Below are 24,335 nucleotides of genomic sequence, written 5' to 3'. Positions count from 1 at the left end.
GTTAACCAGATTTTAGTCACCTGAGTGGCAATGCCGGTCATGAAATACCGCCATCAAAGGGGATATCATGCGGGTCTTGGCATTAGCATCGCAAAAAGGCGGCTCTGGAAAAACAACGCTTTCCGGGCACCTTGCAGTAGAAGCGCAGCGCAGCGGCGCAGGACCTGTGGTTCTGATCGACATCGATCCCCAGGGTTCGCTCGCCGACTGGTGGAACGAGCGTGAAGACGATATGCCTGCCTTTGCGCAGACGACCGTCGCGCGGCTCGCATCCGATCTCGAAGTGTTGCGGCAACAGGGCTTCAAGCTCGCCGTGCTCGATACGCCGCCCGCCATTACGATGGCCATCCAGAGCGTTATCCAGGTTGCCGAGCTTATCGTCATTCCGACCCGCCCCAGCCCGCATGACCTGCGCGCCGTGGGTGCCACCGTCGATCTGTGCGAACGGGCCGGCAAACCGCTGATCTTCGTAGTCAATGCGGCAACGCCCAAGGCCAAGATCACTTATGAAGCCGCGGTCGCGCTCTCCCAGCACGGCACGGTTGCACCGGTAACGCTGCACCATCGCACCGATTTCGCGGCCTCGATGATCGATGGCCGCACGGTCATGGAAGTCGATCCCAACGGTAAATCGGCAAATGAAGTGCATGAGCTGTGGGGCTATATTTCCGACCGGCTCGAAAAGAATTTCCGCCGGACCGTGTTCAGTGGGCCCAAATTCGCGGCCCAGCCTGGCGCCGTCCATCGACCGGCGGCAGGCGGCTTCGGTCGCCGGGTGACAGGTCAGTAGGAGCGACATGATGGGCGAAGAAAAATTCGCGTCGCTTTCCTCGGGCCTGCTTGCACGCAAAGGTGCAGCAAAACCCGCCATGCGACGCCAGGGGTTCATTAATCCCGAGGGCAACGTAACCGACGATCTCGGCTGGAACGATATGGGGCTGGAAACGCCGCATCCGGTCAATGGCGATGGTGACTATCACGGTGAAGCGCCGCTTCCCGAGGTCCGCAAGCAACAGGAACAGCTGGCCGAGGGTCTGGGGGACGCCGATTATACGCCGTTCGAACCGGCCGAAGCGCAGACCTTTGCGGTGCCCGGGGAAGAGCCGGAACCGCAGGACGAGCCTACGCATACGACGAATGGCCATGGCGGGCTAAGCCCGATGGAACCGAGCGACGCCGAGCCGGAGCCCGTTGCGGAAATCGACGAGCAGATCGAAGAGCCGGCACCGGCTGTCGAGGCCGAGCACGGCTTGCGTGCCCATGGCGAATCTCCGCTGTCGGTCAAGAAGGCCGACCGGATCGAGCCGGTTGAACAGAACGAGACCGCGGAATCGCACGAGCCGAAGGAACAGGATGTGCCGGCGCGCCAGAAGGTCGCCTTCACATTGCGGCTCGACAAGGAGCGTCATCTGAAATTGCGCCTGGCATCGGCGGTGCTGAACCAGTCCGCCCAGCGCCTGGTGACGGAAGCGCTCGACCAGTTCCTGGAACAGCATCCCGATGTGCAGGCGCTGACCGGACCACTGTCCGCAGCCAACAAGCACTGATTGAGGAGGGGTATAATGAAGCCTAGCATCATCAAAATCGCAGCATCGACGCTTGCCGTCGGCGCATCGATCGTAGGATTTTCGCCGCTGGCAAACAGCGCCTTTTCAACAGGCGCGACGGAAACCGACAGCCGTGCCTCGCAGCAGGCCGCGAGCTCCGCATCGTCGGCGCGTAGCGCGCTTGCTGAAAATGACAGCATGGCTGCCATCCGCCACGCCGAACTGGCGGTGGACCGGATGCCGAACAGCGCTGAATACCGGCATCTGCTCGGCCGTGCCTATTTGGCGGCCGGCCGCTTTGCCTCCGCCGAAACCAGCTTCCAGGATGCGCTCACGCTCAACCCGGATCTGAACCGGACGGCTTTCAATCTTGCGCTGACCCAGATTGCCCAGGGGCAACGGGCCGATGCGCTTGCCGAACTGAACGCTCTTGAAGGCCGCCTTGGCGCGTCCGATCTCGGCCTCGCCATGGCGCTGGCCGGCAATCATGACCGTGCCATCGAAATCCTCCAGCAAGCGGCCCGCGCCAATGGCGGCGATCCGCGTGCCCGGCAGAATCTTGCATTGACCTATGCGATGGCCGGCCGCTGGGCGGAAGCCCGGATAACGGCGGCCCAGGATATCAGCCTCGCCGATCTCGACAGCCGAATGCGCGACTGGACACAGTTCAGCGCGCCGGAACATGACTGGGATCAGGTGGCGAGCCTGCTGGGCGTTGAGGCCGAGCGAAACGATCCGGGCCAGCCGGTTCGGCTCGCCCTTGTGCAGCAGGACAGCACGGTGATGATGGCCGAGGCGCCTGCCGCCGCGGATCAGGCCGTGCAGAATCCGGTCGTCGCCTTCACCGCGCCCGCAGTCACCGAAGTGGAGGTTCCGCCGGTCATTGCTGCGGACCCGGAACCGATGCGGGTCGCCGCGGTTGAAGCGGAAGACTATTCCGCGCCGGCCGTCGACGCCTTTGTCGTCGAGGATGAAGACAATTTCGAGGAAGCCGATGCCACCGATGCTATCGCGGTCGCGGCCGAGCCCGCTGCGCGACCCGTCGTAGCGTTGACAGCGCCAGTCGTCGCCATGGCTTCGCAGGCTGCGCCCGCCGAAGAAAGCTGGCTTGCAGTTCTGCGTGCAGCTCGCAGGCCGGATCGTCCGGTCGTGGCTGCCGCTCCGGTTGCCCAGCCAGTCGCACCAGCAGTTCAGGCTCCACCGGCTGCACCGGCTACCAACGGCCGCTATGTGATTCAGCTCGGCGCATTCTCTTCCGAGGCCAATGTTCGCGTTGCCTGGAACCGGGCTGTACGCCGCTATTCGCGCCTTTCCTCCTATACGCCGTCCCATGCGACTTTCGACCGCGGCCGGACGCTGTATCGCCTGTCTTTCGGCGGTTTCGCAACCAGCCGCGAGGCGGCCCGCATGTGTCGGACGCTGCGTTCGCGCGGCCAGGAATGCTTCGTGCGGACCCGTGCCGGCGATGCGCCGCTGCAAATGGCCGCCCGGGCCGGCGCCGGGATGGCGGCACTGCGCTAGACGATAATATGCCAGACTATCTGGAGGGCGGTCGATCCACGGATTGGCCGCCCTTTATCGTATGGATCACCTTGCCCTGGACCGGCAGCTCGTCAAACGGTGTGTTGCCTGCGCTTGAGGCCATGGCCATCGTGTCCACGCGCCATGGCGCATCCGCATCGAATATCACCAGATCAGCCGTGGATTCTGCGCTGAGAGAACCGCCGTCCACGCCGAGCAGTGTCGCCGGGTTGCGGGAGAGCAGGGCAAACAGCCGCGCCATATCGATATGGCCTTCGCGGACAAGGTTGAGCGACAGGGCGAGCAGCGTTTCCGCGCCCGACATGCCCGGCTCGGCATCGGCATAGGGCAGGCGTTTCGCTTCCGGTCCCTGCGGATCATGGCCCGAGCATATCACGTCGATCGTGCCATCGGCTAGCGCGGCCAGCGCCGCATCGCGATCCTCGGCGCTGCGCAGCGGCGGAGAGAGTTTGGCGAAGGTACGATAGGTGCCGATATCGACATCGCAGAGCAGCAGGTGCCCGGGCGTTATGCCGCAGCTGACATGGACGCCGCGCGCCTTTGCTTCGCGGATCAGGTCGAAACCGCGCGCTGTGGACACGATGCGGAAATGGATATGGGCGCCGGTTTCCTCGGCGAGCATGATGTCCCGCGCGATCGCCATCGCTTCGGAAATGGCGGGCGCGCTGGGCAGGCCGAGTCGCGTTGCCGTCTCGCCGTTGGTGGCGACGGCATGGCGTGACAGGCCTTCATCCTCGGCATGGGCGATGACCATCAGGTCGAGCGCGGCGGCGTAGCGGAGCAGCCGGTGCATCAGGCCGGAATCGGCGATGCGGATGCGTCCGGTCGATATGGCGACCGCGCCGGCGCGCTGCATCAGGCCGATCTCGGTCAGATCCTCGCCGTTCAGCCCCTGTGTCGCGGCGGCGATGGGATGAATCCAGACGGCTGGCTTGCCGGCCGCTGCGGCATGCTGAACCATGGCCGGTTCGTCGATGGCGGGCGACTGGTCCGGCATCAGCGCGACGCGCGTGATCCCGCCGGCGGTGAAAGCCGGAATATCGATAGAAAACGCGCCAAGGTCGACAATCCCCGGTGCGACATGGAGCCCGCCGGCGTTGATTGTTTGGGCGGTATCGGACGCTGCTTCGGCGATTACGCCATTCGCGCAGGCGACATTACCCTGCGAGACAGTGCCCGCGACGGGATCGACCAGCGTTCCGCCTGTGATCGTAAGCGCGGTCATGCCCAGCCCTCAATGCCGCGTTGCTTGCGGGTTAGCACGTCGAGACAGGCCATACGGACGGCGACACCCATTTCGACCTGTTCGGTGATGGCCGAGCGTTCCAGATCGTCGGCAATGTCGCTGGCAATTTCCACTCCTCGGTTCATCGGCCCAGGATGCATGACCAGTGCGTCTGGCGCGGCCCGTTCGAGCCGTTCCCGGGTCAGCCCGTACAGGGCAAAATATTCGCGCGATGAGGGAATGAAGCCGCCCTGCATCCGCTCATTCTGGACACGCAGCATCATGACAACGTCGGCGCCATCCAACCCTGCATCGAAATCGGTAAAAGGGGTGACGCCAAGACGCTCGATTGCCGCTGGCATCAGGGTCGGCGGCGCAATCACGCGCACTTCCGCGCCCAGCGCCGTCAGCGCCAGGATGTTGGAGCGGGCCACCCGGCTGTGCAGGATGTCGCCGCAGATCGCGACCCGCTGTTTTTCCAGCGCGCCCTTGCGGCGGCGGATCGTAAGCGCGTCGAGCAGCGCCTGGGTCGGATGTTCGTGCCAGCCATCGCCGGCATTGAGCACCGGGCAGTCCACCTTGTCGGCGATCAGCTGCACCGCGCCCGAGGCCTGATGGCGTATGACAATGACATCGGCGCGCATCGCGTTGAGCGTTACCGCCGTATCGATCAGCGTTTCGCCCTTTTTCACGCTCGATTGCGCAGCGTGCATGTTGACGACGTCCGCCCCGAGTCGTTTCCCGGCAATCTCGAACGAAAGCAATGTGCGCGTCGAAGCTTCGAAGAAAGCGTTGATCTGGGTGAGACCGGCAAGCCGGTCGTCATGCTTGGAGGATTGGCGGTTCAGCTCGACCCATTGCTCGGCTTCGTCGAGCAGGAAGGTGATCTCCCAGGGCTGGAGCCCGAAAATGCCGGTTAAATGCCTGTGCGGAAAGGGGTGCGCGCCTTCGGGAGTGGCCGCAGAAATAGGAATCGCCTGTGACATTAAAGGGGTCTCTTAGACGCGAGAGGTTAAGGGAGCAATACAGATTGGTACGTCTGACTCGCGTTGAAGGGCTGTTACGCAGAAGCGCCAAACTTGCTTTGCGGCTGTAATAGGCGTCTAATTCCCGATCTTAGATTGTCTAAGAGGGGAACGACGATGAGAAAAGTTCTTGTACTTGCAAGTGTTCTGGCCCTTGGCGCGTGCGCGGAAACAGCACCCGAAGCCGATCCCGCAACCGAAGTGGAAGCGACCGAGGATGCCGGCGTGGATATGTCGGCATGGGTTGGTGAATACGCGCTGGTCTATGATGACGGGACGGAAGCCACACTGACCATCGCTGCCGATGGCGCTTATAGCGGGACGAGCGGCGAAGAGACTGTGACAGGCGCGATCACCCTGGGTGACGGCGGTGCATTTTGCTACACCGCTGAAGGCAGTGACGACACCGAGTGCTGGACCAATGGCGAAGCCAATGACGATGGCAGTTGGGTATCGACCAGCGACGCCGGGCGCAGCGCAACGGTTACGCGCATGGAAGAAACCGCCGAGGCGGAACCGGCTGGCTAAGCAAGCTTGAGGGCAGGGGCCGCGAGGCCCGTTCCAGAGAAACCAACCAAAACGGGTGGGGGCGGCTTGCCGCTGTCCGGCCCGTTTTGTGTTTGGCTACAGTCCCACCAACGCATCGATCGCGCCCTGCAGGATGAACGCCGCCGCCGCCGCATCGACCCGGGCCGCGCGTTTCTTGCGGGTGACGTCCTGTTCGATCATTGCGCGTTCCACCGCCTGTGTTGACCAGCGTTCGTCGCGGAGCAGGATCGGCAGGTCGAGCGCCTGATCGACATTGCGGGCGAAAGCCCGGGTGGACTGTGTCTGCGGACTGTCCGTACCGTCGAGATTGAGCGGCAGGCCGATGATCAGCCCGGCAATATGCTGCTCGGCGAAGATGGTTTTGAGCCGCTCCAGATCTTTCGAGAATTTGGTGCGTTTGACCGTTTCCGCTGCCGTGGCGAAGGTCCAACCGGCATCGCACAGGGCGACGCCGACCGTCTTGCTGCCGACATCGAGCCCGGCAAGCCGCCCGCCTTGGGGCAGCGCCTCTCGAAATTCGGTGGCGGCTTCGGTGATCACTGGACGGCCACCTGATACGCGCTGACCCGCCGCGCCGCGTCGTCGCGCAAATTGCTCCAGAAGAGCAGGAAATCGAAAACATGATAATTGTTGCCCGGCAACACATAACGTCCGAACGCTTCGGGCGGCTGGCCGACCAGCAGCAGTCCCTGATCGTTGCAGCGGGCCGGGATCAGGCCGCGTGTCAGGCTGGCATTGTTCATATCCTCATTGGGCACGACCGCGCCGAGATTGGCGTCCGCCGCCGCTTCGCCGTTCCGGCTGCCGGTCAACGGATTGACGCACAGCATGGCCGTGTCGCGGCGTGATGCCCCCGTATAACCGGTGCTCTCGTCATATATGCGGGTGATCTGGTGGGGATCGGCGGGTTCGGCAAAGCTCTGGAACGCGATGATGCAGTTGCTGGACTCCGGCTCTGCACAGGCATTGAGGGGCAGGGCGGGCAGATCCGCCTCGACGGAAATCGGCCAGCCGATCACATAGGCCGCGACGATCCGGTCGGCGGCGGGGGTTCCGGCGATGCGTTCGTGGAGCAGGGTTGCCAGATGCAGACCGCCCTGGCTGTGGCCAGCCAGAATGAAGGGCTGGTCATCATCGATCTGCGTCAGGAAATAGTCGAAAGCCGCCTCGACATCCTGATAGGCAAAACGCAGCGCGACTTCGGCATTGCGATGATCGGTCAGGAAGGCACCGATCACGGCCTGGCGGTAGAGCGGTGCCCAGACTTCCCCGATTTCGTTGAACACGCTGGCCTGGCTGGCGGCGAACAGTTCCTGGCGGGGGCGGGCCGCCGGACTATTGAGCGGCGCATTCCAGCGATCCCGGTCGAGATAGGTTGTGGGCAGGACATAGAAAACCGGGATGCGGGGCTGGTCATCGTCGGTGGCCACAGGGGCGGGGGCGGGTGTGATTCCTGTTTCCTCTGCGTCTGTGACCTCTTCTTCTTCGCCAAAGCCTTCGGGGAGCCAGTCGCTGGCCGGGTTCTCGATATCCGGACGGATCAGCCACATCGCCCGGTTGGCATAGGCCTGATCCGGCACTTCTTCGAGCATCTCGATGGCTTCACCGGGCACCAGCGCCATCTCCAGCAGTTCGTCCTGAAACAGCGTCCAGGCAACTCCGGCAAGCAGGACGAGGAAGATCGCGGTGGCAATCAGATAGAGAAAGATACGGGCGGCCATGGTGTCACTCTTATACGGTCTGGCGGGCGCCATAGTCCAAGGCGCGCTAAAGGCCAACGCCAACGGTACCCGCCATACGTTTTACGCGCTTGCAGCAAGGGCGGGGCGATGCTAGCCGCGCGGCCATGTCCGTCGATACACAAACCGTGCTCCGCATCGCGTCTCTGGCGCGCATCGCGATGAGCGAAGAAGAGGCCGAGCGCCTCAAGCCCGAACTCAACAATATCCTGGGATGGGTCGAACAACTGGGCGAAGTCGATACGTCCGGTGTCGAGCCGCTCGCCGCTGTTATCGCCAACCACACCCGGATGCGCGACGATGTCGTGACCGATGGCGACAAGCGCGAGGATATCCTCGCCAATGCGCCGGTGGCCGAACATGGCTTTTTCGCCGTTCCGAAGGTGATCGAATAGTGACCGATATTACCGATCTTGGCGTTGCGGATATCCGCGACGGGTTTCGTGGCGGGGCGTTTTCCGCGCGCGAGGTGGCCGATGCGTTCAACGACGCGGTGGCGGGTTCCGACGCGCTGAACTGCTTCATCGTGAAGACGCCCGAAAAGGCGCTCGAAGCAGCGGACGAAGCCGATCGCGCGCTGGCGGCGGGGGACGCCAAACCGCTTTCCGGTGTGCCGCTGGGCATCAAGGACCTGTTCTGCACGAAAGGCGTCCAGTCGACCGCGGCGAGCCATATCCTAGAGGGCTTTGTGCCGCCGTATGAATCGACCGTGTCCGGCAATCTGCTGGAGGCCGGTGCGGGCATGCTCGGCAAGCTCAATATGGATCAGTTCGCGATGGGGTCGTCCAACGAGACGAGCCATTTCGGCAATGTGGTTTCGCCCTGGCGGCGCAATGATGGTGGCAATACGCCGATGTCACCGGGCGGCAGCTCAGGCGGCACATCGTCCGCCATTGCCGCGCATATCGTGCCAGCAGCGACCGGCACCGATACCGGCGGTTCGATCCGCCAGCCCGCCGCCTTTACCGGCATTTGCGGCATGAAGCCGACCTATGGCCGCTGTTCGCGCTATGGCATGGTGGCGTTTGCGAGTTCGCTGGACCAGGCCGGGCCGATGGCGCGCAGCGTAAAGGATTGCGCGATCCTGCTCGAAGCGATGGCCGGCCATGACGCCAAGGATACGACATCGCTGAAAGAGCCGGTCCCCAATTGGGAAGCGGGCCTGAACGGCGATCTCAAGGGCAAGACAATCGGGATCCCCAAGGAGTATCGCGTCGACAATATGCCAGAGGAAATCGATGCGCTGTGGAAGCAGGGTGTCGAGTGGATGCGCGATGCGGGCGCGGAGATTGTCGATGTCTCGCTGCCGCACACCAAATATGCGCTGCCGGCATACTACATCATCGCACCTGCCGAGGCGTCGGCCAATCTCTCGCGCTATGACGGCGTGCGGTACGGCCTGCGCGAAACGCCGGATGGCGCAAACCTGCAGGATATGTACGCAGCGACCCGCGCCGCCGGGTTTGGCGACGAGGTCAAACGCCGCGTCATGATCGGCACATACGTCCTCTCGGCCGGATTCTACGACGCCTATTTCACCCAGGCCACGAAAGTCCGCACGCTGATTGCGCGCGATTTCGATTCTGCGTGGGAAAGCTGCGACTATCTGCTGACGCCTACTGCGCCGAGCGCCGCCTTCGGCCTTGGCGATCTCAGCGATGATCCGATTGCCATGTATCTGAATGATGTTTTCACCGTGCCGAGTTCGCTGGCTGGATTGCCTGCGATTGCCGTGCCGGGCGGCCTTGATCATCAGGGCCTTCCCCTTGGCCTGCAGGTTATTGGCAAAGCGCTGGATGAGCAGGGTGTGATGAATGCGGGGCTGGCGATGGAAGAGCGCGCCGGCTTTACTGCGCGTGCGGAGAAATGGTGGTGAGCAATTATCGTATCCAGGGCGCAACGGGCGAATGGGAGGTCGTGATCGGCCTTGAGGTTCATGCGCAGATCACGTCTCACTCCAAGCTGTTTTCGGGCGCGTCGACCGAATTCGGGCAGGAACCGAACTGCAATGTGTCGCTCGTCGATGCTGCGATGCCCGGGATGCTCCCGGTCGTGAATGGCGAATGCCTGCGCCAGGCCGTGCGCACGGGGCTCGCGCTCAATGCCCAGATCAACCGCTGGTCGCGCTTCGACCGGAAGAATTATTTCTACGCCGATCTGCCGCAGGGCTATCAGATTTCGCAGCTCTTCCACCCGATTGTCGGCGAGGGCGAGATCGAGGTTTCGCTCGACGAAAAGGATCCCGAAGGCACGGTCAAGACGATCGGTATCGAACGCATCCATGTCGAGCAGGATGCCGGCAAGCTGATGCACGACCAGCATCCGACGATGAGCTATGTCGATCTCAACCGCTGCGGCGTGGCGCTGATGGAAATCGTGTCGCGGCCCGATATGGGTTCACCGCTCGAGGCGGGGGCCTATGTCCGCAAGCTGCGCTCGATCCTGCGCTATGTCGGATCGTGCGACGGCAATATGGAACAGGGCTCGATGCGCGCCGATGTGAACGTTTCCGTGCGCAAGCCGGGCGAGGAACTGGGCACGCGGACCGAGACCAAGAACGTCAATTCGATCCGCTTCATCCAGCAGGTCGTCGAGACCGAAGCCCGCCGCCAGGTCGACCTGATCGAGGATGGCGGAACTGTCGTGCAGGAAACCCGGCTGTTCGATCCGGACAAGGGCGAGACGCGCTCTATGCGCTCCAAGGAAGATGCGCATGACTACCGCTATTTCCCCGATCCCGATCTGCTGCCGATTGAGCTCTCCGAAGAATTCGTCGCCGAAGCCAGGGCGAGCCTGCCCGAACTGCCGGACGCCAAGCGCCATCGCTACGAGAACGCACTCGGCCTCAGCGCCTATAACGCTGCGGTGCTGACCGCCGAGGCGGAAACCGCGCGCTGGTTTGAGAAGCTGGCGGCCGAAAGCGCCAAGAAGCAGGGAAAGCCCGAATCCGATGTTGCCAAGGCCGCGGCGAACTGGCTGATCTCCGATCTGTTCGGCGGATTGAACAAGCTCGGCGTCGATCTGGACTCTTCGCCGGTAAGCGCGGCGCAGGGCGCTGAACTGCTCGCACTGGTCGCCGATGGCACGCTTTCCGGCCCGCTCGCCAAACAGGTGTTCGAGATCATGCTCGAAACCGGCGACGATCCGGAAAAGATCGTCGAGGAAAAGGGGCTGAAACAAACCTCCGACACTGGTGCAATCGAGGCCGTGATCGCCGATATCCTCGCTGCGAACAGCGACAAGGTAGAGGAATATCGCGGCGGCAAGGACAAGCTGTTCGGCTTTTTCGTCGGCCAGACGATGAAGGCGATGCAGGGCAAGGCCAATCCGAAAGTGGTCAACGAGTTGCTCAGGAAGGCGTTGGGCTAGGCAATTTCGTCATTCCGGACTTGATCCGGAATCCAGTGCCAGAGGCGATATCGCATTCTGACCCGGTCCCCGGGTCATGCCCGGGGCAACGATCCTCTAGAATACCGGCTGGTTGGCCTCGTCTGTGCCGTCCTCGCCATCGCTGGGCGTGTGGATGCCGCATTCCGTCTTGTCCCAGCCGCGCCAGCGGCCGGCGCGGGCGTCTTCGCCGGGCTTGACCTTGCTCGTGCAGGGCGCGCAGCCGACGGAAAGATAGCCCTCGGCCTCGAGCGGGTGGCGGGGCAGGTCATGCGCGTCGAAATAAGCATCGAGATCGGCCTTGATCCAGTCGCCGAGCGGGTTGAGCTTGAGCCGGCCGTCTTCGACTTCGAAACGGGCGATATTTTCGCGGGTGTGGGACTGGAACGCCTTGCGCCCCGAAATCCAGGCGTCGAGCCCGTCCTTGGCGCGCGCCAGAGGTTCGACCTTGCGGATCGCGCAGCAGCCGTCCGGATCGAACGACCAGCGCAGCTCATTCTCGTCCTTCTCGGCAAGCACCTTAGGATCGGGCGTGACGACCGTGGCATTCCTGATCCCGAACGCCTTGATCAGCGTTTCGCGATAGGCAAGCGTTTCGGAAAACATGCGCAGCGTATCGACGAACACGACCGGAATGGCCGGATCGGCCCTGGCGACGAGATGGAGCAGCACCGCGCTTTCCGTGCCGAAGGAGGACACCACGGCGATTTCTCCCAGCTCGTCCTCGGCGAACAGGGCGCGCAGCATGGTCTGCGCATCGACCCCTTCGAAACGGGCGTTCAGCGCGTCGGCATCGGCCTGCGTATAGCGCGGACGGGCATCGATCGTGTCGAGCGCACGGGCGGCGGAGCTAGCCATGTCGTTTGCTCCAGATCGGGGTTCGGTCATCGGCTGCCTTTTGATAAACATTGTCCCACCGGGAAAGCGCGGTTTGAGCATCGGCGGCGTCGATCGGCTTCTCCGGCGCGAAACTGTCGAAACCGCAGCGCTGCATAAAAGCCAGCTGGTCGACGAGAACATCGCCCTGGGCGCGCAGTTCGCCGGTATAACCATGCTCGCGCAGGATCCGCGCCGCGGAATAGCCTCGGCCATCGCCAAAATTCGAAAAACCGATTTCGATCAGGGCCAGACGATCCAGATAAGGGATGAGCTGGCGCGCGTCTTCGCCATCCTCCAGCCGCACCGCGGTTGCGTTGGACTGGCCGAAAAAGCTGTCCAGGGTGACGGCGGGTTCTTCATGCACCTCGTCGTCGCGGAAACGCAGCACATTATCCATAGAGCGCCTCCTTGAACGGCGCCATGCCGAGCCGGCGATAGGTGTCGACGAAGCGTTCGTCATCCTCCCGCTGGGCAACATAAACGTCGGTCACCGTCTCGATCGCGTCGACAATCCCGTCTTCGTCGAAGCCGGGGCCGGTGATTTTCGCGAGGCTTACATCCTCCGCGCCTGAGCCGCCGAGCAGCAACTGGTAATTCTCCGTGCCTTTCCGGTCGACGCCGAGAATGCCTATATGGCCGGCATGGTGATGGCCGCAGGCATTGATGCAGCCGGATATTTTCAGCTTCAGCTCGCCCAGTTCCTTCTGCCGGTCGATATCGGCGAAGCGTTTGGCGATCTTCTGTGCGACCGGGATCGAGCGGGCATTGGCAAGGCTGCAATAATCGAGGCCGGGGCAGGCGATGATATCGCTGATCAGATCGAGATTGGGCGAGGCGAGACCCGCCTCATCCAGTTTCTGCCAGAGCGCGTAGAGATCGGCTTTGCGGACATGGGGCAGCACGATGTTCTGCGAATGGGTGACCCGGCATTCGTCGAAACTGAACTGTTCGGCAAGATCGGCCATCAGGTCCATCTGCGCCGAACTCGCATCGCCCGGAATGCCGCCGGCCGGCTTCAGGCTGATCGTGGCGATCGCATATCCGGGTCGTTTATGGGCGTCGACATTCTGGTCGAGCCACACCGCGAAATCGGGGTCGGTGCGGTCAATGTCTTCGCTAAGGCCGCTTTCGAAGGCGGGTTCCTCGAAATGGGCGATGATGCGTTCAAGCTCGGCCGCCGGCGCATCGATATTCTGCCCCTGGAGATGGACGAATTCGGCTTCGACTTCCTCGATGAACTTTTCCGCGCCCATTTCATGGACGAGGATCTTGATCCGGGCCTTGTATTTATTGTCGCGCCGGCCGTAGCGGTTGTAGACGCGCAAGATCGCCTCGGCATAGCTCACCAGCTCGCCGATCGGCACGAATTCGCGGATCAGCGGTGCGATCATCGGGGTGCGCCCCATGCCGCCGCCGGCATAATAGCGGGCGCCGATCTCGCCCGCATCGTTGCGGACGATCTGGATACCGATATCGTGGAGGCGCATGGCCGCGCGATCCTCATCCGCCGCGATCACGGCGAATTTGAACTTGCGCGGCAGATAGTTGAATTCCGGGTGGAAGCTCGACCATTGGCGCAGCAGTTCGGCATAGGGGCGCGGGTCGGCGACTTCGTCCGCCGCCGCACCGGCATATTGGTCCGAACTGATGTTGCGGATGCAATTGCCGCTGGTCTGGATGGCGTGCATCTCGACCGTGGCGAGATCGGCCAGGATATCGGGTGCGTCCTCCAGCTTGATCCAGTTATACTGGATATTCTGCCGCGTCGTGAAATGCCCGTAACCGCGGTCATATTTGCGCGCGATATGGGCAAGCATCCGCATCTGTTCGCTGTTCAGCGTGCCATAGGGCACCGCGACGCGCAGCATATAGGCGTGCAGCTGGAGATACAGTCCGTTTTTCAGGCGGAGTGGCTTGAACTGGTCTTCCGTTATTTTCCCGGCGAGGCGACGCTCTACCTGGTCGCGGAATTCCTCGACGCGCGTGTCGACCATCTGCTGGTCGAAAGAATCATATTTATACATGTCAGATTACCCAGTTTCCGGCGGCGGGGTCCGGCGGTGCAATTTTGAGATCAGGGCGAACGGTGGGCCCGGTTGCGCGGATCTTTTCCTTGATATGGAGCGGCAAAATGCCGGCATCGGTGCGTTCGGCATCGACAGTGTAACAGTCGCTGACGGTGCGAGCCGCTATCTCGCGGGCGATGATCTGGTCCACGGTATCGCCGACCTCGATCGCATCGGAAACATGGCGCGACCAGTTATAGCCGGTCCACCAGACGACATCGCCGCTTTTCAGCTCGTTGCCGGTGAGTATCTTCATGCGCCTTGCTCCACTGTGTCTGTCGCCGCGGTTTCGGCCAGGGCGACCAGCCGGTCTTCCGCAAGGGACCGGTCGACGACATCGCCGACGATGATAACCGCCGGGCTCTCGATCCGTTCGCGGGCGACCAGATCGCCCAGATCGGCAAGCAGGCTGCGCATCGCGCGGGCGCCGGGCAGCGTCGCGCGCTCGACAATCGCCACGGGCATCGCCGGCGAAACGCCGTCTTCGATCAGCTTGTCGGCGATATCCGCAGCCGTCGCGACGCCCATATAGATGACGAGCGTCCGGCCCTTACCGGCTAGTCCCGACCAGTTCTGGTCCGACAGCCCTTTGCACTGGCCCGCCACAAAAGTAACCGCACTCGACGCCTCGCGATGGGTGAGGGGGAGCGCAGCCTCCGCGGCAGCGCCAAGTGCGGCAGATATGCCGGGCACGATTTCTACGTCGATTCCGGCTTTGCGGAGCGTTTCGGCTTCTTCGCCGCCACGTCCGAAAATGAAGGGGTCTCCGCCTTTCAGGCGCAGCACGGTCAGGCCCTCTGAGGCCTTTTCGACCAGCAGCGCATTGATGCCGGGCTGCGGCACGGTGTGGCGGCTGCGTTTCTTGGCTACGGAAATCCGCGGCGTATCGGCGGGGATCATGGCCAGGATGCGTGCATCGACGAGGCCGTCATGCACGACGATATCGGCTGTTTCTATGGCTCTGGCTGCGCGCAGCGTAAGCAGGTCCGGGTCTCCGGGTCCTGCGCCGACGAGCAATACACGCCCTGATCTGGTGGTCGAACTTTCCATGGCTGCAACATGGTCAAATCGGGCGCCGCGAACAAAGCATGGTTGCTTGTCCCCGGTTTAGCTCAGCTTTCGCACCTGCGAAGAGATCAGCTTTGCGGGTCTTTCAACCCCACTCCGATGGACGCGCGAACCGCCGGAGCCTCGGCAGAGGCCACGGGATAAGCGCAATAGTCGGCGGCATAATAAGCGCTGGGCCGATGATTGCCGGACAGGCCGATCCCGCCAAATGGCGCGGCCGATGATGCGCCATTGGTGGGCTTGTTCCAGTTCACGATGCCGGCGCGGATATTGCCCCAGAAGCGGTTATAAAGCTCGGGCGAGCCACTGAGCAGCGAGGCCGACAGGCCAAAGCGCGTGTTGTTCGCCTCGGCAATGGCGCTGGAGAAATCGGGCACCCGGATGATCTGGAGCAACGGACCGAAAATTTCTTCGTCGGGCCGGTTCTCGACTCCGGTGACATCAATGAGGCCCGGCGTGAGAAACGGCTTGTCGTCCTCGATGCGCCGGAGATGGGAAATCGGGTTTCCGCCCTTCATTATCAGATCGAGGAAACCGTCCGTCACCGCTTCGGCCGACTGATTGTCGATCACGCATCCCATAAAGGGTGCGGGAGTCGCGTCGGGCGGTCCGACAATGATGCGCTCAACGATCTTGCGAATGGCGTCGATCAGCTCTTCATGCTTGCCGTCTTCGACGATCAGGCGGCGCGCGGCGGTGCAGCGCTGGCCGGCCGTCATATAGGCAGACTGCACGGCGATCGTCGCCGATGCATATACATCGGGCGAATCCCAGACAATCAACGGGTTGTTGCCGCCCAATTCGAGTGCGAGAATCTTGTCCGGTCGCGGCCCGAATTGCTTGTGGAGCGCAACGCCGCCACGCACGGAGCCGGTGAAGAGCAGGCCGTCTATTCCATCATGCCCAGCCAATTCCTTGCCCTGTTCGGGCCCGCCGACGAGCAGCCTGACGACATTTTCAGGTACGCCGGCCTCATGATAGCATTTGACCAGGAATGCGCCGGTTGCCGGCGTTTTTTCCGACGGTTTGAAGACAATCGCGTTACCCGCGATCAGGGCCGGGACGATATGGCCGTTCGGCAAATGTGCGGGAAAGTTGAACGGCCCGAGTACGGCGAGCACGCCATGCGGCTTGTGCCGCAATGCATTCTGCTCGTTCAGCGCGCCCTGTTTGTTGCGGGAAGGCGTCCGTTCGAAATAGGCATCGGCCGAAATATCGACCTTGTTCATGACCGCGTCGATCTCGGTCGCCGTTTCCCAGAGCGGCTTGCCTGTCTCGCTGGAGATCAGGGCGGCGAATTCATCCTTCTTTCCGCGCACGATATTGGCAAAGCGGCGCAACGCTTCGATCCGGTAGGTACTGGATCGCGCGGCCCATTCCGCCCATCCGCCACGGGCTGCCGAAACCTCCGCATCGGCATCGCCGACCGGGGCCTCCCAGATCGCTTCGCCAGTTGCCGGATTGTTGGAAATAAGCATGTCTGTCACAGGATTCTCTATTCAAAGCGCGAGCCATTTGTCCTGACGGGAGATGCCAGACAAGACGCAAGAACGCCAGATATTACCGCAGCGCCTCGCCCATCCGGCGTATCGCCGCGACTTTGGCCGTGAGCGGTTCCCAGTCGTCGGCCTCGTCGATCCGCGCCCAGATCGCCTCCACCTCGTCGATATGCATCGAACAGGGCCCGGCATCCGACCAATAGGGATGATCGGGCGGCTGCGACGCATAGGCGGCCATGGCCGGCTCCAGTTTCGCGAAATGTTCGTTCTCATAGATGGGGTCAGCGGGAGAGGAACCCCGCCGCTGGCCGCCGCGCCAGTCAAAGAAAAAGCGATCGATCGTGACGTCGCTATTGCTCAATGCCTGTTCGACCAGCGTTAGCAGCGCGATATCGTCTTTCGCCCCGCGCGAGGAAACCCCAAGCCGCGCCAGCATCTTTTCGCGAAACGCGTCCTGATAGAGCGGGCCGAAGCCTTCGATGACCGGGATCAGCGGCTCGGCTTCCTCGATCAGACGCAGGGAGACGGCGAGCTGGGCAATATCCCAATGGATAGCCTCGGCCTGACGGGCAAAGGCGTAAAGGCCCGTCTGGTCGAAATAGGCGGCGGTGAACCCCGGCTCCCATTTCGGGGTGAAGCGCCAGGGGCCATAGTCGAAGCTTTCGGTCGTAATCGCGATATTGTCGCTGTTGAGCACGCCGTGCACGAAACCGGCCGCCATATAGGAAGCCGCGAGTTTTGCCCCGCCCGCAACGACATGGGCGAGCAGGCGTTCGGGCGCGTCCTTTCCGCCTTCCTCGCCGAAATAGTGTCTGAGACAATAGGCGATCAGCTTGTTCATGTTGTCAGGCTCGCGCAGCGCCGCGAGCCGCTGGAAGGTACCGATCCGGATATGGCCGTGGCTGAGCCGGACCATGACGGCGGAGCGGGTGGGCGAGGGTTCGTCATTGCGTTCCAACGCTTCGCCGGTCTCGATCAGGGAAAAGGTTTTCGAGGTTTCGACGTCCAGCGCTTCCAGCATTTCGGTGGCCAGAATCTCGCGCGCACCGCCCTTGAGTGTCAGCCGCCCGTCGCCGAACCGGCTATAGGGCGTCTGGCCGGATCCCTTTGTGCCAAGGTCCATGAGCCGGCCGGCCGCGTCCCGCATCTGTGCGAACAGAAATCCCCGTCCATCGCCGATTTCCGGATTGTAGCTGCGGAACTGGTGACCGTGATAGCGCAGCGCGAGCGGTGAAGGGAGCGAGCCTTTAAGCGGAGCGAAGCGGCCGAAATGGTCGATCCATTCGTCATCGCTCAATTCTGCAAGGCCCACAGTCTCGGCCCATCGGTCATTGCGGAACTTGAGCCGGGTTTCCGGGAAGTCAGCCGCCTCTACCGGATCGTAGAAATCGCCACCCAGTTCGTGGATCGCGGTTTCGGGCGTGTAAGTTGAAGCTTGCGGCAAAATCGTCATGGCCCGATATGGGGGGAAGCAACAGGAGAGCGCAAGCGTGGCGGACTATAGTGACGGGGTCTGGTGGTCGAATGACGGTTTGCGGCTGCATTACCGCAGCTATGCCGGGCCATCGGACAAGCCGCCGATCCTGTGTCTGCACGGATTGACCCGCAATGCGCGGGATTGGGAGCCGGTTGCCGAAAGGCTGACAGGTGACTGGCAGATATATGTGCTCGAGATGCGCGGCCGGGGCGAGAGCGCCTATGCGCCGGACCCGATGACCTATGTGCCGCTGACCTATGTCCAGGATGTCGAGGCTTTTCTGAAAGACCGGAATATCGATCGTTATGTCGCATTCGGCACGTCGCTTGGCGGAATCATCACCATGTTGCAGGCGGCGACCCGCCCCGAACGGCTGGCGGCGGTGATGCTCAACGATGTCGGACCGGTGATAGAGGAAGACGGCGTGGAGCGTATCCGCGGCTATGTCGGCAAGGGCGGCAATTTCCCGACCTGGCTTCACGCAGCGCGCGGGTTGCAGACGGGGTTTGGCGATATTTATCCAAAATGGGAATTGGCCGACTGGCTGGCTATGGCAAAACGGCTCTGCAAGCTGCTGCCCTCGGGGCGCATCGGTTATGATTACGATATGCGGATAGCCGAACCCTTCCGGGTGCCGGGTGGAGAATCGGGATTCGACATGTGGGCCGCCTTTGCCGGGCTGAAGGAAATCCCGACCATTCTCGTGCGCGGCGGCCATTCCGAAATTCTCTCCGAAACGACCGCGCTGGAGATGAAGCGGCGCAAGCCCGATCTGGAGATCGCCACGGTTCCCGATGTCGGCCACGCACCGGTGCTGGACGAGCCGGAGGCCGAGGCCGCGATAGACTCTCTTCTGGAGCGTGTCCGGGCGTGAACGAGCCGGCAAAAATCCTGCACCTCCATTCGACCTTCTCGCTCGGCGGGAAAGAAGCGCGGGCGGTTCGGCTGATGAATGTCTTCGGGAAGCGTGCCAGCCACACTATCCTCAGCGCCATGCCCGAGGCGCTGGGCGCGCGCGATGCGATCGACCCCGCCATCGCAGCCGATTTCCCCCAGGACGCCCCGTCGCTGATTGGCAAGCCCGGTGTCCGGCGATACCGCGCACTGGCCCGCTACATGCGGCAATTCGATCTCGTCCTGAGCTATAATTGGGGATCGATGGACGGCGTCATGACGCATCGGCTGTTCGGTTCCGGATTGCCGCCGATCATTCACCATGAAGACGGGTTCAACGCGGACGAGGCCGACCGGCTGAAGAGCAAGCGCAACATCTATCGCCGCCTGGCCTTTCCGACGCTGCATGCGCTGGTTGTCCCGTCCCTCCAACTGCGCAGAATAGCGCGCACGGTGTGGAAACAGCCCGAGGGACGAGTGCGGCAGATTTCCAACGGCATTCCCGTTGAGCGCTATGCCGAACCGCCAGAGTTCGGTGCGATTCCCGGCTTTGAGCGTCAGCCGGGCGATGTGGTTGTCGGGACGATCGCCGGGTTGCGGGAGGTGAAGGATCTGCCGCGCCTCGTGCGTGCGGTGGCCGAATTGCCCGACAATGTCCGGCTCGTCATCGCGGGCGAGGGGCCGGAGCGGGAAGCGATAGAGGCCGAAGCGCGGCGGTGCGGAATTTCCGGACGCGTTTCGCTGGCCGGGTTTCTCGACCGGCCCTCGCGCTATGTCGGGCATTTCGACATATTCGCGCTGTCGTCGCGGAGCGAACAATTCCCGATTTCCGTGGTCGAGGCGATGGCGGCGGGCCTGCCGGTGGCGTCGCCCAGCGTTGGCGATGTCGAATCCATGGTAAGTGCGGAGAACCGGCCTCTTGTCGCGCTTGGGGAGGTGGATCTGGCGGGCGCGCTGAAAGAACTTGCCGGGGACGAAGGGCTGCGCGCCGCGATCGGGGCGGCCAATCGCGAGAAAGCAGCCAGCCACTACGACGAAGGCCGAATGATCGGGGAATATGCCGGGCTTTATGAGGGAGCGCTTGGCCGACCGGGCTTATTCACAGCCTGAGTAAAGTGGTCGCATCGCGCAGCAAAAGCTCCTATATGGCGGCTTGAAGAGGGTCGGAGTAAATATGTTCAAGGGTTTAGATACGATCAACTATGGCGGGCGCGAAGTCCTGCCTCTGATCGAAGGCGGCAAGGGCGTGGCCGCAACCAACGGAATGAGTTCGGGTGCATGGGCGGCTGCAGGCGGCATCGGCACGGTGTCGGCGGTAAACGCGGACAGTTATGACGCTGATGGCCGGATTGTTCCGCAAATCTATCATGGCAAGCGGCGCGTCGACCGGCATGAAGAGCTGATCCAATATGCGATCGACGGCGCCGTCGAGCAGGTCCGCCGCGCATTCGAGATCGCCAGCGGCAGGGGCGCGATCAACATCAACGTATTGTGGGAAATGGGCGGCGCGCAGGACGTGCTGCATGGCGTACTCGAAAAGACCAAGGGTCTTGTCGCCGGTGTTACGTGCGGCGCGGGCATGCCGTACAAGCTTTCCGAGATCGCGGCGTCCTACCAGGTCCATTATCTGCCGATTATCAGCTCGGCCCGGGCGTTCCGGGCGCTCTGGAAGCGGGCCTATTCCAAAGCTGCCGAATGGCTCGGTGCGGTGGTCTATGAGGATCCGTGGAAGGCGGGCGGGCATAACGGCCTGTCCAATGCCGAAGATCCGCTCAAACCCGAAGATCCCTATCCGCGCGTCAAGGAACTACGCGATGTTATGCGGGCCGAGGGTATTTCTGACGATGTGCCGATCGTAATGGCCGGCGGCGTCTGGTATCTCAGGGACTGGGATCACTGGATCAACAATCCGGAACTTGGCCAGATCACCTTCCAATATGGCACACGGCCGCTGCTGACGCAGGAAAGCCCGATTCCCCAGGCCTGGAAAGACCGGCTGACCACGCTCGAAGAGGGTGATATCCTGCTCCACAAATTTTCGCCGACAGGGTTTTATTCTTCTGCTGTTCGCAATGACTTTCTGAAGAATCTTGAGGCGCGGTCTGAACGGCAGATCGCCTTTTCGCTCGAAGCAGCCGGCGATCACCAATATCAGCTCGATGTCGGTGTGAAAGGCAAGAATTTCTGGGTGACGCGCGGCGACCTGCTGCGCGCGCGCGAATGGGATGCGCTGGGCTTCGCCATGGCGCTGAAAACGCCAGACAACACGCTGGTTTTCGTTACACCGGAGGAAGCGGCGCTGATCCGCAAGGACCAGGCCGATTGCATGGGCTGCCTCAGCCAGTGCCAATTCTCGTCCTGGAAAGACAAGGACAATCACACGACCGGGCGCCTTGCCGATCCGCGTTCCTTCTGCATCCAGAAAACGTTGCAGGATATTGTCCATGGCGGACCGATGGATCACAATTTGATGTTCGCCGGCCATAACGCCTTCAACTTCAAGACCGATCCTTTCTATTCGAACGGATTCGTGCCCACGGTGAAGCAGCTGGTCGACCGGATCGCGACCGGGGACTAGGCCTTACGCTTACTTCTCGGGTAATTGCCGCTTTCCCGGCGCTCTGGCAGTCTTTCCGCCGCAGAGGGAGCGATTATGGCGGACCGCATTGCCTGGACGATATTGGCGCTTGTGCACCTGGTGCCGGGTATCGCCTTTTTCGCGCCATCGCTGGTGTCGCGGCTTTACGGCGTGGCGGCGGAGTCGCCCCTGTTCCCGTTGCTCCATCATCGCGCCGCCCTGTTCGGTGTGGTGCTGCTGATCTGCATCTGGGCGGCGTTCGATCCGGGCGTCCGTCAGCTTGCGACGATCGCCACGGCGGTTTCGATGCTCAGTTTTCTCGGGATCTACTGGTGCGCCGGCCAGCCGGCATCTCTGCGAACCATCGCGCTCATTGACCTGATCGGCCTGCCGGTCCTGCTCTTTGCGGGCTGGCGGGCCTTTTTCAGCACCTGAAAGGGCCTATTCCCAGTCCCAGGCCTTTTCACCATGCTGCGACAGGTCGAGACCTTCCTGTTCCTGATCTTTCGTCGCGCGCATCGGGAAGACGATGCCGACAATCCAGGCCAGTCCCGCCGTCGCCACTAGCGACCAGAGCGCAACCACGCCGATCGCGGTGAGCTGGGACATTAGCTGGCTCGCCATTGTAACGCCGGGCGCAAAGCCCGTCCCGCCGAGGCTCGGAGCCATCAATATGGCGAGCATTGCCGCGCCGAGCATCCCGCCGACGCCATGAACCGCGAACACATCGAGCGAATCGTCAATCGCGAACCGCCGCTTGATCAGGCCGACCGCAGCAAAACAGACGATCGCCGCCATGAGGCCCAGAAGCATCGCGCTGCCGGGGCCGACGACATTGGCGGCGGGGGTGATCGTCGCGAGCCCGGCGATGACGCCGGTGGCGATGCCGATGCCGGTGGATTTGCCGAAGCGCAGCTTCTCGATCGCTGCCCAGGTCAGCGCGGCGGCGCTGGCCGCCAGATGGGTGTTGAGAATGGCCGCGCCGGCGCCGAAATTCGCGGTCAAGCCCGATCCGCCGTTGAAGCCGAACCAGCCGACCCAGAGCAGGGCCGCGCCCGTCATGGTGAGGGCTGCGCCGTGCGGCGGGATCATCTTTTTCGGGAAACCCTCGCGGCGGCCCAGCAATATGGCGATCACCAGCGCGGAAATACCGGCGGTGGTGTGAACAACGATGCCACCCGCGAAATCGAGTGCGCCACGCTGCGCAAGCCAGCCGCCGCCCCACATCCAATGGGCAACCGGAACATAAACGAGGAGCAGCCAGAGCGCGGAAAACACCATGACCCAGCCGAACCGGGCCCGTTCGACCCAGGCGCCGACCATCAGTGCGGGCGTGATAATCGCGAAGGTCATCTGGAACAGCACGAAGCTGGATTCGGGAATGGTTGTGCCGGGGAAGACTTCGCCGAGGCCGGAAAGCATCGCCAGCCCGGTGCCGCCGATGAAATTGCCGCCCTCGCTGAACACCAGGCTGTATCCGATCGCCACCCAGATCAGGGACGTGATGCAGCAAATTCCAAAAATCTGCATGCCGACGGAAAGGAAATTCTTTGTGCGGACGAGGCCGCCGTAGAACAGCACGAGGCCGGGCAGGGTCATCAGCAGGACGAGCGCACTGGCGGTCAATATCCACGCGGTGTCGCCGGAATTGACCACGATGGGGGCTGGCGGGAAGCCGGGCTGGGCATGGGCAACGCCGCCGAATATCGCTGCGGCAACGGCTGAAGCACCGTATTTCATAACTTTGCCCATCAAATCCACTCCCCGTTTGCCCATAGTCGAAGGGCTGTTCTTATCTGTAACTGATTAGAAGAAAGTGCAGGGCTTCGACAAGCTCAGCCCGAGCGGACATCATTATAATGAGCGTCCGTTAAGCCCAGCCTTCGAGCACCTGGTCCGGCGGCCGGTGGCCGTCCGCCCAGATGCGGATATTGGCGATGACCTTGTCGCCCATCGCTTCTCGCCCCTCGAAAGTCGCCGAACCGAGATGCGGCAGCAGAACGACATTCTCGAGCGCGAGAAGCCGTTCGCCGATATCCGGCTCATTTTCATATACATCGAGCCCGGCGCCGGCGATCGCACCCTTTTCGAGGGCGTCCGTCAGCGCTTCTTCGTTGATGATCTCGCCGCGCGCAGCGTTGATCACATAGACATCCCGACCCAACAGGCCGAGCCGCTTTTCGTTGAGAAGATGGTGGGTTTCGGCCGTGTAGGGGCAGTTGATCGAGAGAATATCGATATCGGCGAGCATATCGTCCAGATTTTCGCGCCAGGTGGCACCCAATGTCTGTTCGACCGCTTCCGGCAGCCGGTGCCTGTTGTGATAGTCTATCGCGATTCCGAAACCGCTTGCGCGGCGGGCAATGGCCTGGCCGATCCGGCCCATCCCGACAATGCCCAGTTTCTTGCCGTTGACCCGGTGGCCGAGCATGCCTGTCGGGGCCCAGCCGCGCCACTTTCCGGCCCGGACGAACTTTTCGCCCTCCGCCAGTCGGCGCGGCACGGAGATGATGAGCCCCATCACCATATCGGCCGTGTCTTCGGTCAGCACGCCTGGCGTGTTGGTGACGGGAATGTCGCGCGCGCGCGCCGCGGCAAGATCGATATGATCGACGCCGACGCCGAAATTCGCGATCAGCCTGAGCTGGGGACCGGCGCTCGCCAGCACATCCTTAGAGATATCGTCGGTAAGGGTCGGCACCAGAACGTCGGCCCGCGCGACTGCGTTCTTGAGCGCGTCTTCGCTCATCGGCGTATCATCGGCATTGAATTCGGCATCGAACAATTCGGCCATGCGCGCTTCCACCTGAGCGGGCAGCTTGCGCGTGACGATGGTTTTGGGGCGTTCGATCTGTGGCAT

24 protein-coding genes are annotated in these 24,335 nt (G+C 62.4%); 11 read left to right on the top strand and 13 right to left on the bottom strand.

What is annotated here, in order from left to right; all coding sequences use genetic code 11:
- Positions 1–67 precede the first annotated feature (67 nt).
- From DFR46_RS04175 to DFR46_RS04165, 3 genes are read left to right on the top strand one after another with little or no spacing between them, the layout of a single operon-like run.
- A complete protein-coding gene (locus DFR46_RS04175; protein WP_116235306.1) occupies positions 68–790 on the top strand; it encodes a ParA family protein in 723 nt (240 codons plus the stop codon).
- A gap of 7 nt (positions 791–797) precedes the next feature.
- Positions 798–1,547, top strand: coding sequence for a hypothetical protein (locus tag DFR46_RS04170; RefSeq protein WP_147297610.1), 750 nt, complete (start codon positions 798–800; stop codon positions 1,545–1,547).
- Positions 1,548–1,562: 15 nt separating this feature from the next.
- Positions 1,563–3,068 carry an SPOR domain-containing protein gene (locus tag DFR46_RS04165; RefSeq protein WP_116235304.1) on the top strand — a complete coding sequence of 502 codons (1,506 nt, stop codon included), beginning with the start codon at positions 1,563–1,565 and terminating at the stop codon, positions 3,066–3,068.
- A 16-nt stretch (positions 3,069–3,084) separates the two neighbouring features.
- Here DFR46_RS04165 and DFR46_RS04160 read toward each other — a convergent pair whose 3' ends face one another.
- Together DFR46_RS04160 and DFR46_RS04155 are read right to left on the bottom strand one after the other, a co-directional pair.
- Positions 3,085–4,314, bottom strand: coding sequence for a dihydroorotase (locus tag DFR46_RS04160; RefSeq protein ID WP_116235303.1), 1,230 nt, complete (start codon positions 4,312–4,314; stop codon positions 3,085–3,087).
- The gene (locus tag DFR46_RS04155; protein ID WP_116235302.1) at positions 4,311–5,300 is read right to left on the bottom strand and encodes an aspartate carbamoyltransferase catalytic subunit; all 990 of its coding nucleotides are present in this window, start codon (positions 5,298–5,300) and stop codon (positions 4,311–4,313) included. Before DFR46_RS04155 ends, DFR46_RS04160 begins: the two co-directional genes overlap by 4 nt.
- A 156-nt stretch (positions 5,301–5,456) precedes the next feature.
- Here DFR46_RS04155 and DFR46_RS04150 point away from each other — a divergent pair, with 156 nt between their 5' ends.
- On the top strand, positions 5,457–5,867 hold the full coding sequence (locus DFR46_RS04150) for a hypothetical protein (RefSeq protein WP_116235301.1): 411 nt from the start codon (positions 5,457–5,459) through the stop codon (positions 5,865–5,867).
- A 96-nt stretch (positions 5,868–5,963) separates the two neighbouring features.
- On the opposite strand, the gene ruvX is transcribed toward DFR46_RS04150, so the two are convergent.
- Positions 5,964–6,428 (bottom strand): Holliday junction resolvase RuvX, encoded by a 465-nt coding sequence (gene ruvX / locus DFR46_RS04145; protein ID WP_116235300.1) that lies wholly within the window; start codon positions 6,426–6,428, stop codon positions 5,964–5,966.
- On the bottom strand, positions 6,425–7,609 hold the full coding sequence (locus DFR46_RS04140) for a DUF3089 domain-containing protein (protein ID WP_116235299.1): 1,185 nt from the start codon (positions 7,607–7,609) through the stop codon (positions 6,425–6,427). The genes ruvX and DFR46_RS04140 overlap by 4 nt, the downstream gene beginning before the upstream one ends.
- A 125-nt stretch (positions 7,610–7,734) precedes the next feature.
- Between DFR46_RS04140 and gatC the strand changes: the two genes are divergently transcribed.
- Genes gatC through gatB form a run of 3 tightly spaced genes read left to right on the top strand, consistent with a single transcriptional unit; the run spans position 7,735 to position 10,996 of the window.
- Positions 7,735–8,022 (top strand): Asp-tRNA(Asn)/Glu-tRNA(Gln) amidotransferase subunit GatC, encoded by a 288-nt coding sequence (gatC, locus tag DFR46_RS04135; protein ID WP_116235298.1) that lies wholly within the window; start codon positions 7,735–7,737, stop codon positions 8,020–8,022.
- Positions 8,022–9,503 (top strand): Asp-tRNA(Asn)/Glu-tRNA(Gln) amidotransferase subunit GatA, encoded by a 1,482-nt coding sequence (gatA, locus tag DFR46_RS04130; RefSeq protein WP_116235297.1) that lies wholly within the window; start codon positions 8,022–8,024, stop codon positions 9,501–9,503. The genes gatC and gatA overlap by 1 nt, the downstream gene beginning before the upstream one ends.
- Positions 9,494–10,996, top strand: coding sequence for an Asp-tRNA(Asn)/Glu-tRNA(Gln) amidotransferase subunit GatB (gatB, locus tag DFR46_RS04125; protein WP_116235296.1), 1,503 nt, complete (start codon positions 9,494–9,496; stop codon positions 10,994–10,996). The genes gatA and gatB overlap by 10 nt, the downstream gene beginning before the upstream one ends.
- Positions 10,997–11,092: 96 nt before the next feature.
- On the opposite strand, the gene DFR46_RS04120 is transcribed toward gatB, so the two are convergent.
- From DFR46_RS04120 to DFR46_RS04090, 7 genes are all read right to left on the bottom strand, one after another.
- Positions 11,093–11,872: a phosphoadenylyl-sulfate reductase gene (locus tag DFR46_RS04120; RefSeq protein ID WP_116235295.1), complete on the bottom strand. Its 780-nt coding sequence runs from the start codon at positions 11,870–11,872 to the stop codon at positions 11,093–11,095.
- On the bottom strand, positions 11,865–12,290 hold the full coding sequence (locus DFR46_RS04115; RefSeq protein ID WP_116235294.1) for a DUF934 domain-containing protein: 426 nt from the start codon (positions 12,288–12,290) through the stop codon (positions 11,865–11,867). The genes DFR46_RS04120 and DFR46_RS04115 overlap by 8 nt, the downstream gene beginning before the upstream one ends.
- The gene (locus DFR46_RS04110; RefSeq protein WP_116235293.1) at positions 12,283–13,917 is read right to left on the bottom strand and encodes a nitrite/sulfite reductase; all 1,635 of its coding nucleotides are present in this window, start codon (positions 13,915–13,917) and stop codon (positions 12,283–12,285) included. The genes DFR46_RS04115 and DFR46_RS04110 overlap by 8 nt, the downstream gene beginning before the upstream one ends.
- 1 nt (position 13,918) lies before the next feature.
- Positions 13,919–14,215 (bottom strand): DUF2849 domain-containing protein, encoded by a 297-nt coding sequence (locus tag DFR46_RS04105; RefSeq protein ID WP_116235292.1) that lies wholly within the window; start codon positions 14,213–14,215, stop codon positions 13,919–13,921.
- Complete coding sequence (gene cobA, locus DFR46_RS04100) at positions 14,212–15,009, bottom strand: uroporphyrinogen-III C-methyltransferase (RefSeq protein ID WP_116235291.1); 798 nt, start codon at positions 15,007–15,009, stop codon at positions 14,212–14,214. The genes DFR46_RS04105 and cobA overlap by 4 nt, the downstream gene beginning before the upstream one ends.
- Before the next feature lie 86 nt (positions 15,010–15,095).
- Positions 15,096–16,514: a succinylglutamate-semialdehyde dehydrogenase gene (gene astD, locus DFR46_RS04095; protein ID WP_116235290.1), complete on the bottom strand. Its 1,419-nt coding sequence runs from the start codon at positions 16,512–16,514 to the stop codon at positions 15,096–15,098.
- Between the two features lie 73 nt (positions 16,515–16,587).
- On the bottom strand, positions 16,588–17,979 hold the full coding sequence (locus DFR46_RS04090) for a protein adenylyltransferase SelO family protein (protein ID WP_116235289.1): 1,392 nt from the start codon (positions 17,977–17,979) through the stop codon (positions 16,588–16,590).
- A 37-nt stretch (positions 17,980–18,016) separates the two neighbouring features.
- Between DFR46_RS04090 and DFR46_RS04085 the strand changes: the two genes are divergently transcribed.
- The 4 genes from DFR46_RS04085 to DFR46_RS04070 all read left to right on the top strand — a co-directional run bounded on the left by DFR46_RS04085 (position 18,017) and on the right by DFR46_RS04070 (position 21,910).
- Positions 18,017–18,877, top strand: a complete 861-nt coding sequence (locus tag DFR46_RS04085; protein WP_116237141.1) for an alpha/beta fold hydrolase — start codon at positions 18,017–18,019, stop codon at positions 18,875–18,877.
- The gene (locus DFR46_RS04080) at positions 18,874–20,007 is read left to right on the top strand and encodes a glycosyltransferase (protein ID WP_116235288.1); all 1,134 of its coding nucleotides are present in this window, start codon (positions 18,874–18,876) and stop codon (positions 20,005–20,007) included. Before DFR46_RS04085 ends, DFR46_RS04080 begins: the two co-directional genes overlap by 4 nt.
- Before the next feature lie 64 nt (positions 20,008–20,071).
- Positions 20,072–21,475 (top strand): NAD(P)H-dependent flavin oxidoreductase, encoded by a 1,404-nt coding sequence (locus tag DFR46_RS04075; protein WP_116235287.1) that lies wholly within the window; start codon positions 20,072–20,074, stop codon positions 21,473–21,475.
- Between the two features lie 75 nt (positions 21,476–21,550).
- Positions 21,551–21,910 (top strand): hypothetical protein, encoded by a 360-nt coding sequence (locus DFR46_RS04070; protein ID WP_116235286.1) that lies wholly within the window; start codon positions 21,551–21,553, stop codon positions 21,908–21,910.
- A gap of 6 nt (positions 21,911–21,916) precedes the next feature.
- On the opposite strand, the gene DFR46_RS04065 is transcribed toward DFR46_RS04070, so the two are convergent.
- A complete protein-coding gene (locus tag DFR46_RS04065; protein WP_245953667.1) occupies positions 21,917–23,227 on the bottom strand; it encodes an ammonium transporter in 1,311 nt (436 codons plus the stop codon).
- 118 nt (positions 23,228–23,345) lie between these two features.
- Complete coding sequence (locus DFR46_RS04060) at positions 23,346–24,335, bottom strand: 2-hydroxyacid dehydrogenase (RefSeq protein WP_116235285.1); 990 nt, start codon at positions 24,333–24,335, stop codon at positions 23,346–23,348.

Origin of the sequence: Parasphingopyxis lamellibrachiae (assembly GCF_003385775.1) — a bacterium.
GTDB lineage: Bacteria > Pseudomonadota > Alphaproteobacteria > Sphingomonadales > Sphingomonadaceae > Parasphingopyxis > Parasphingopyxis lamellibrachiae.
Note: the sequence above shows the minus strand (reverse complement) of the source record. Positions and strands in the feature narration are given on the sequence as shown.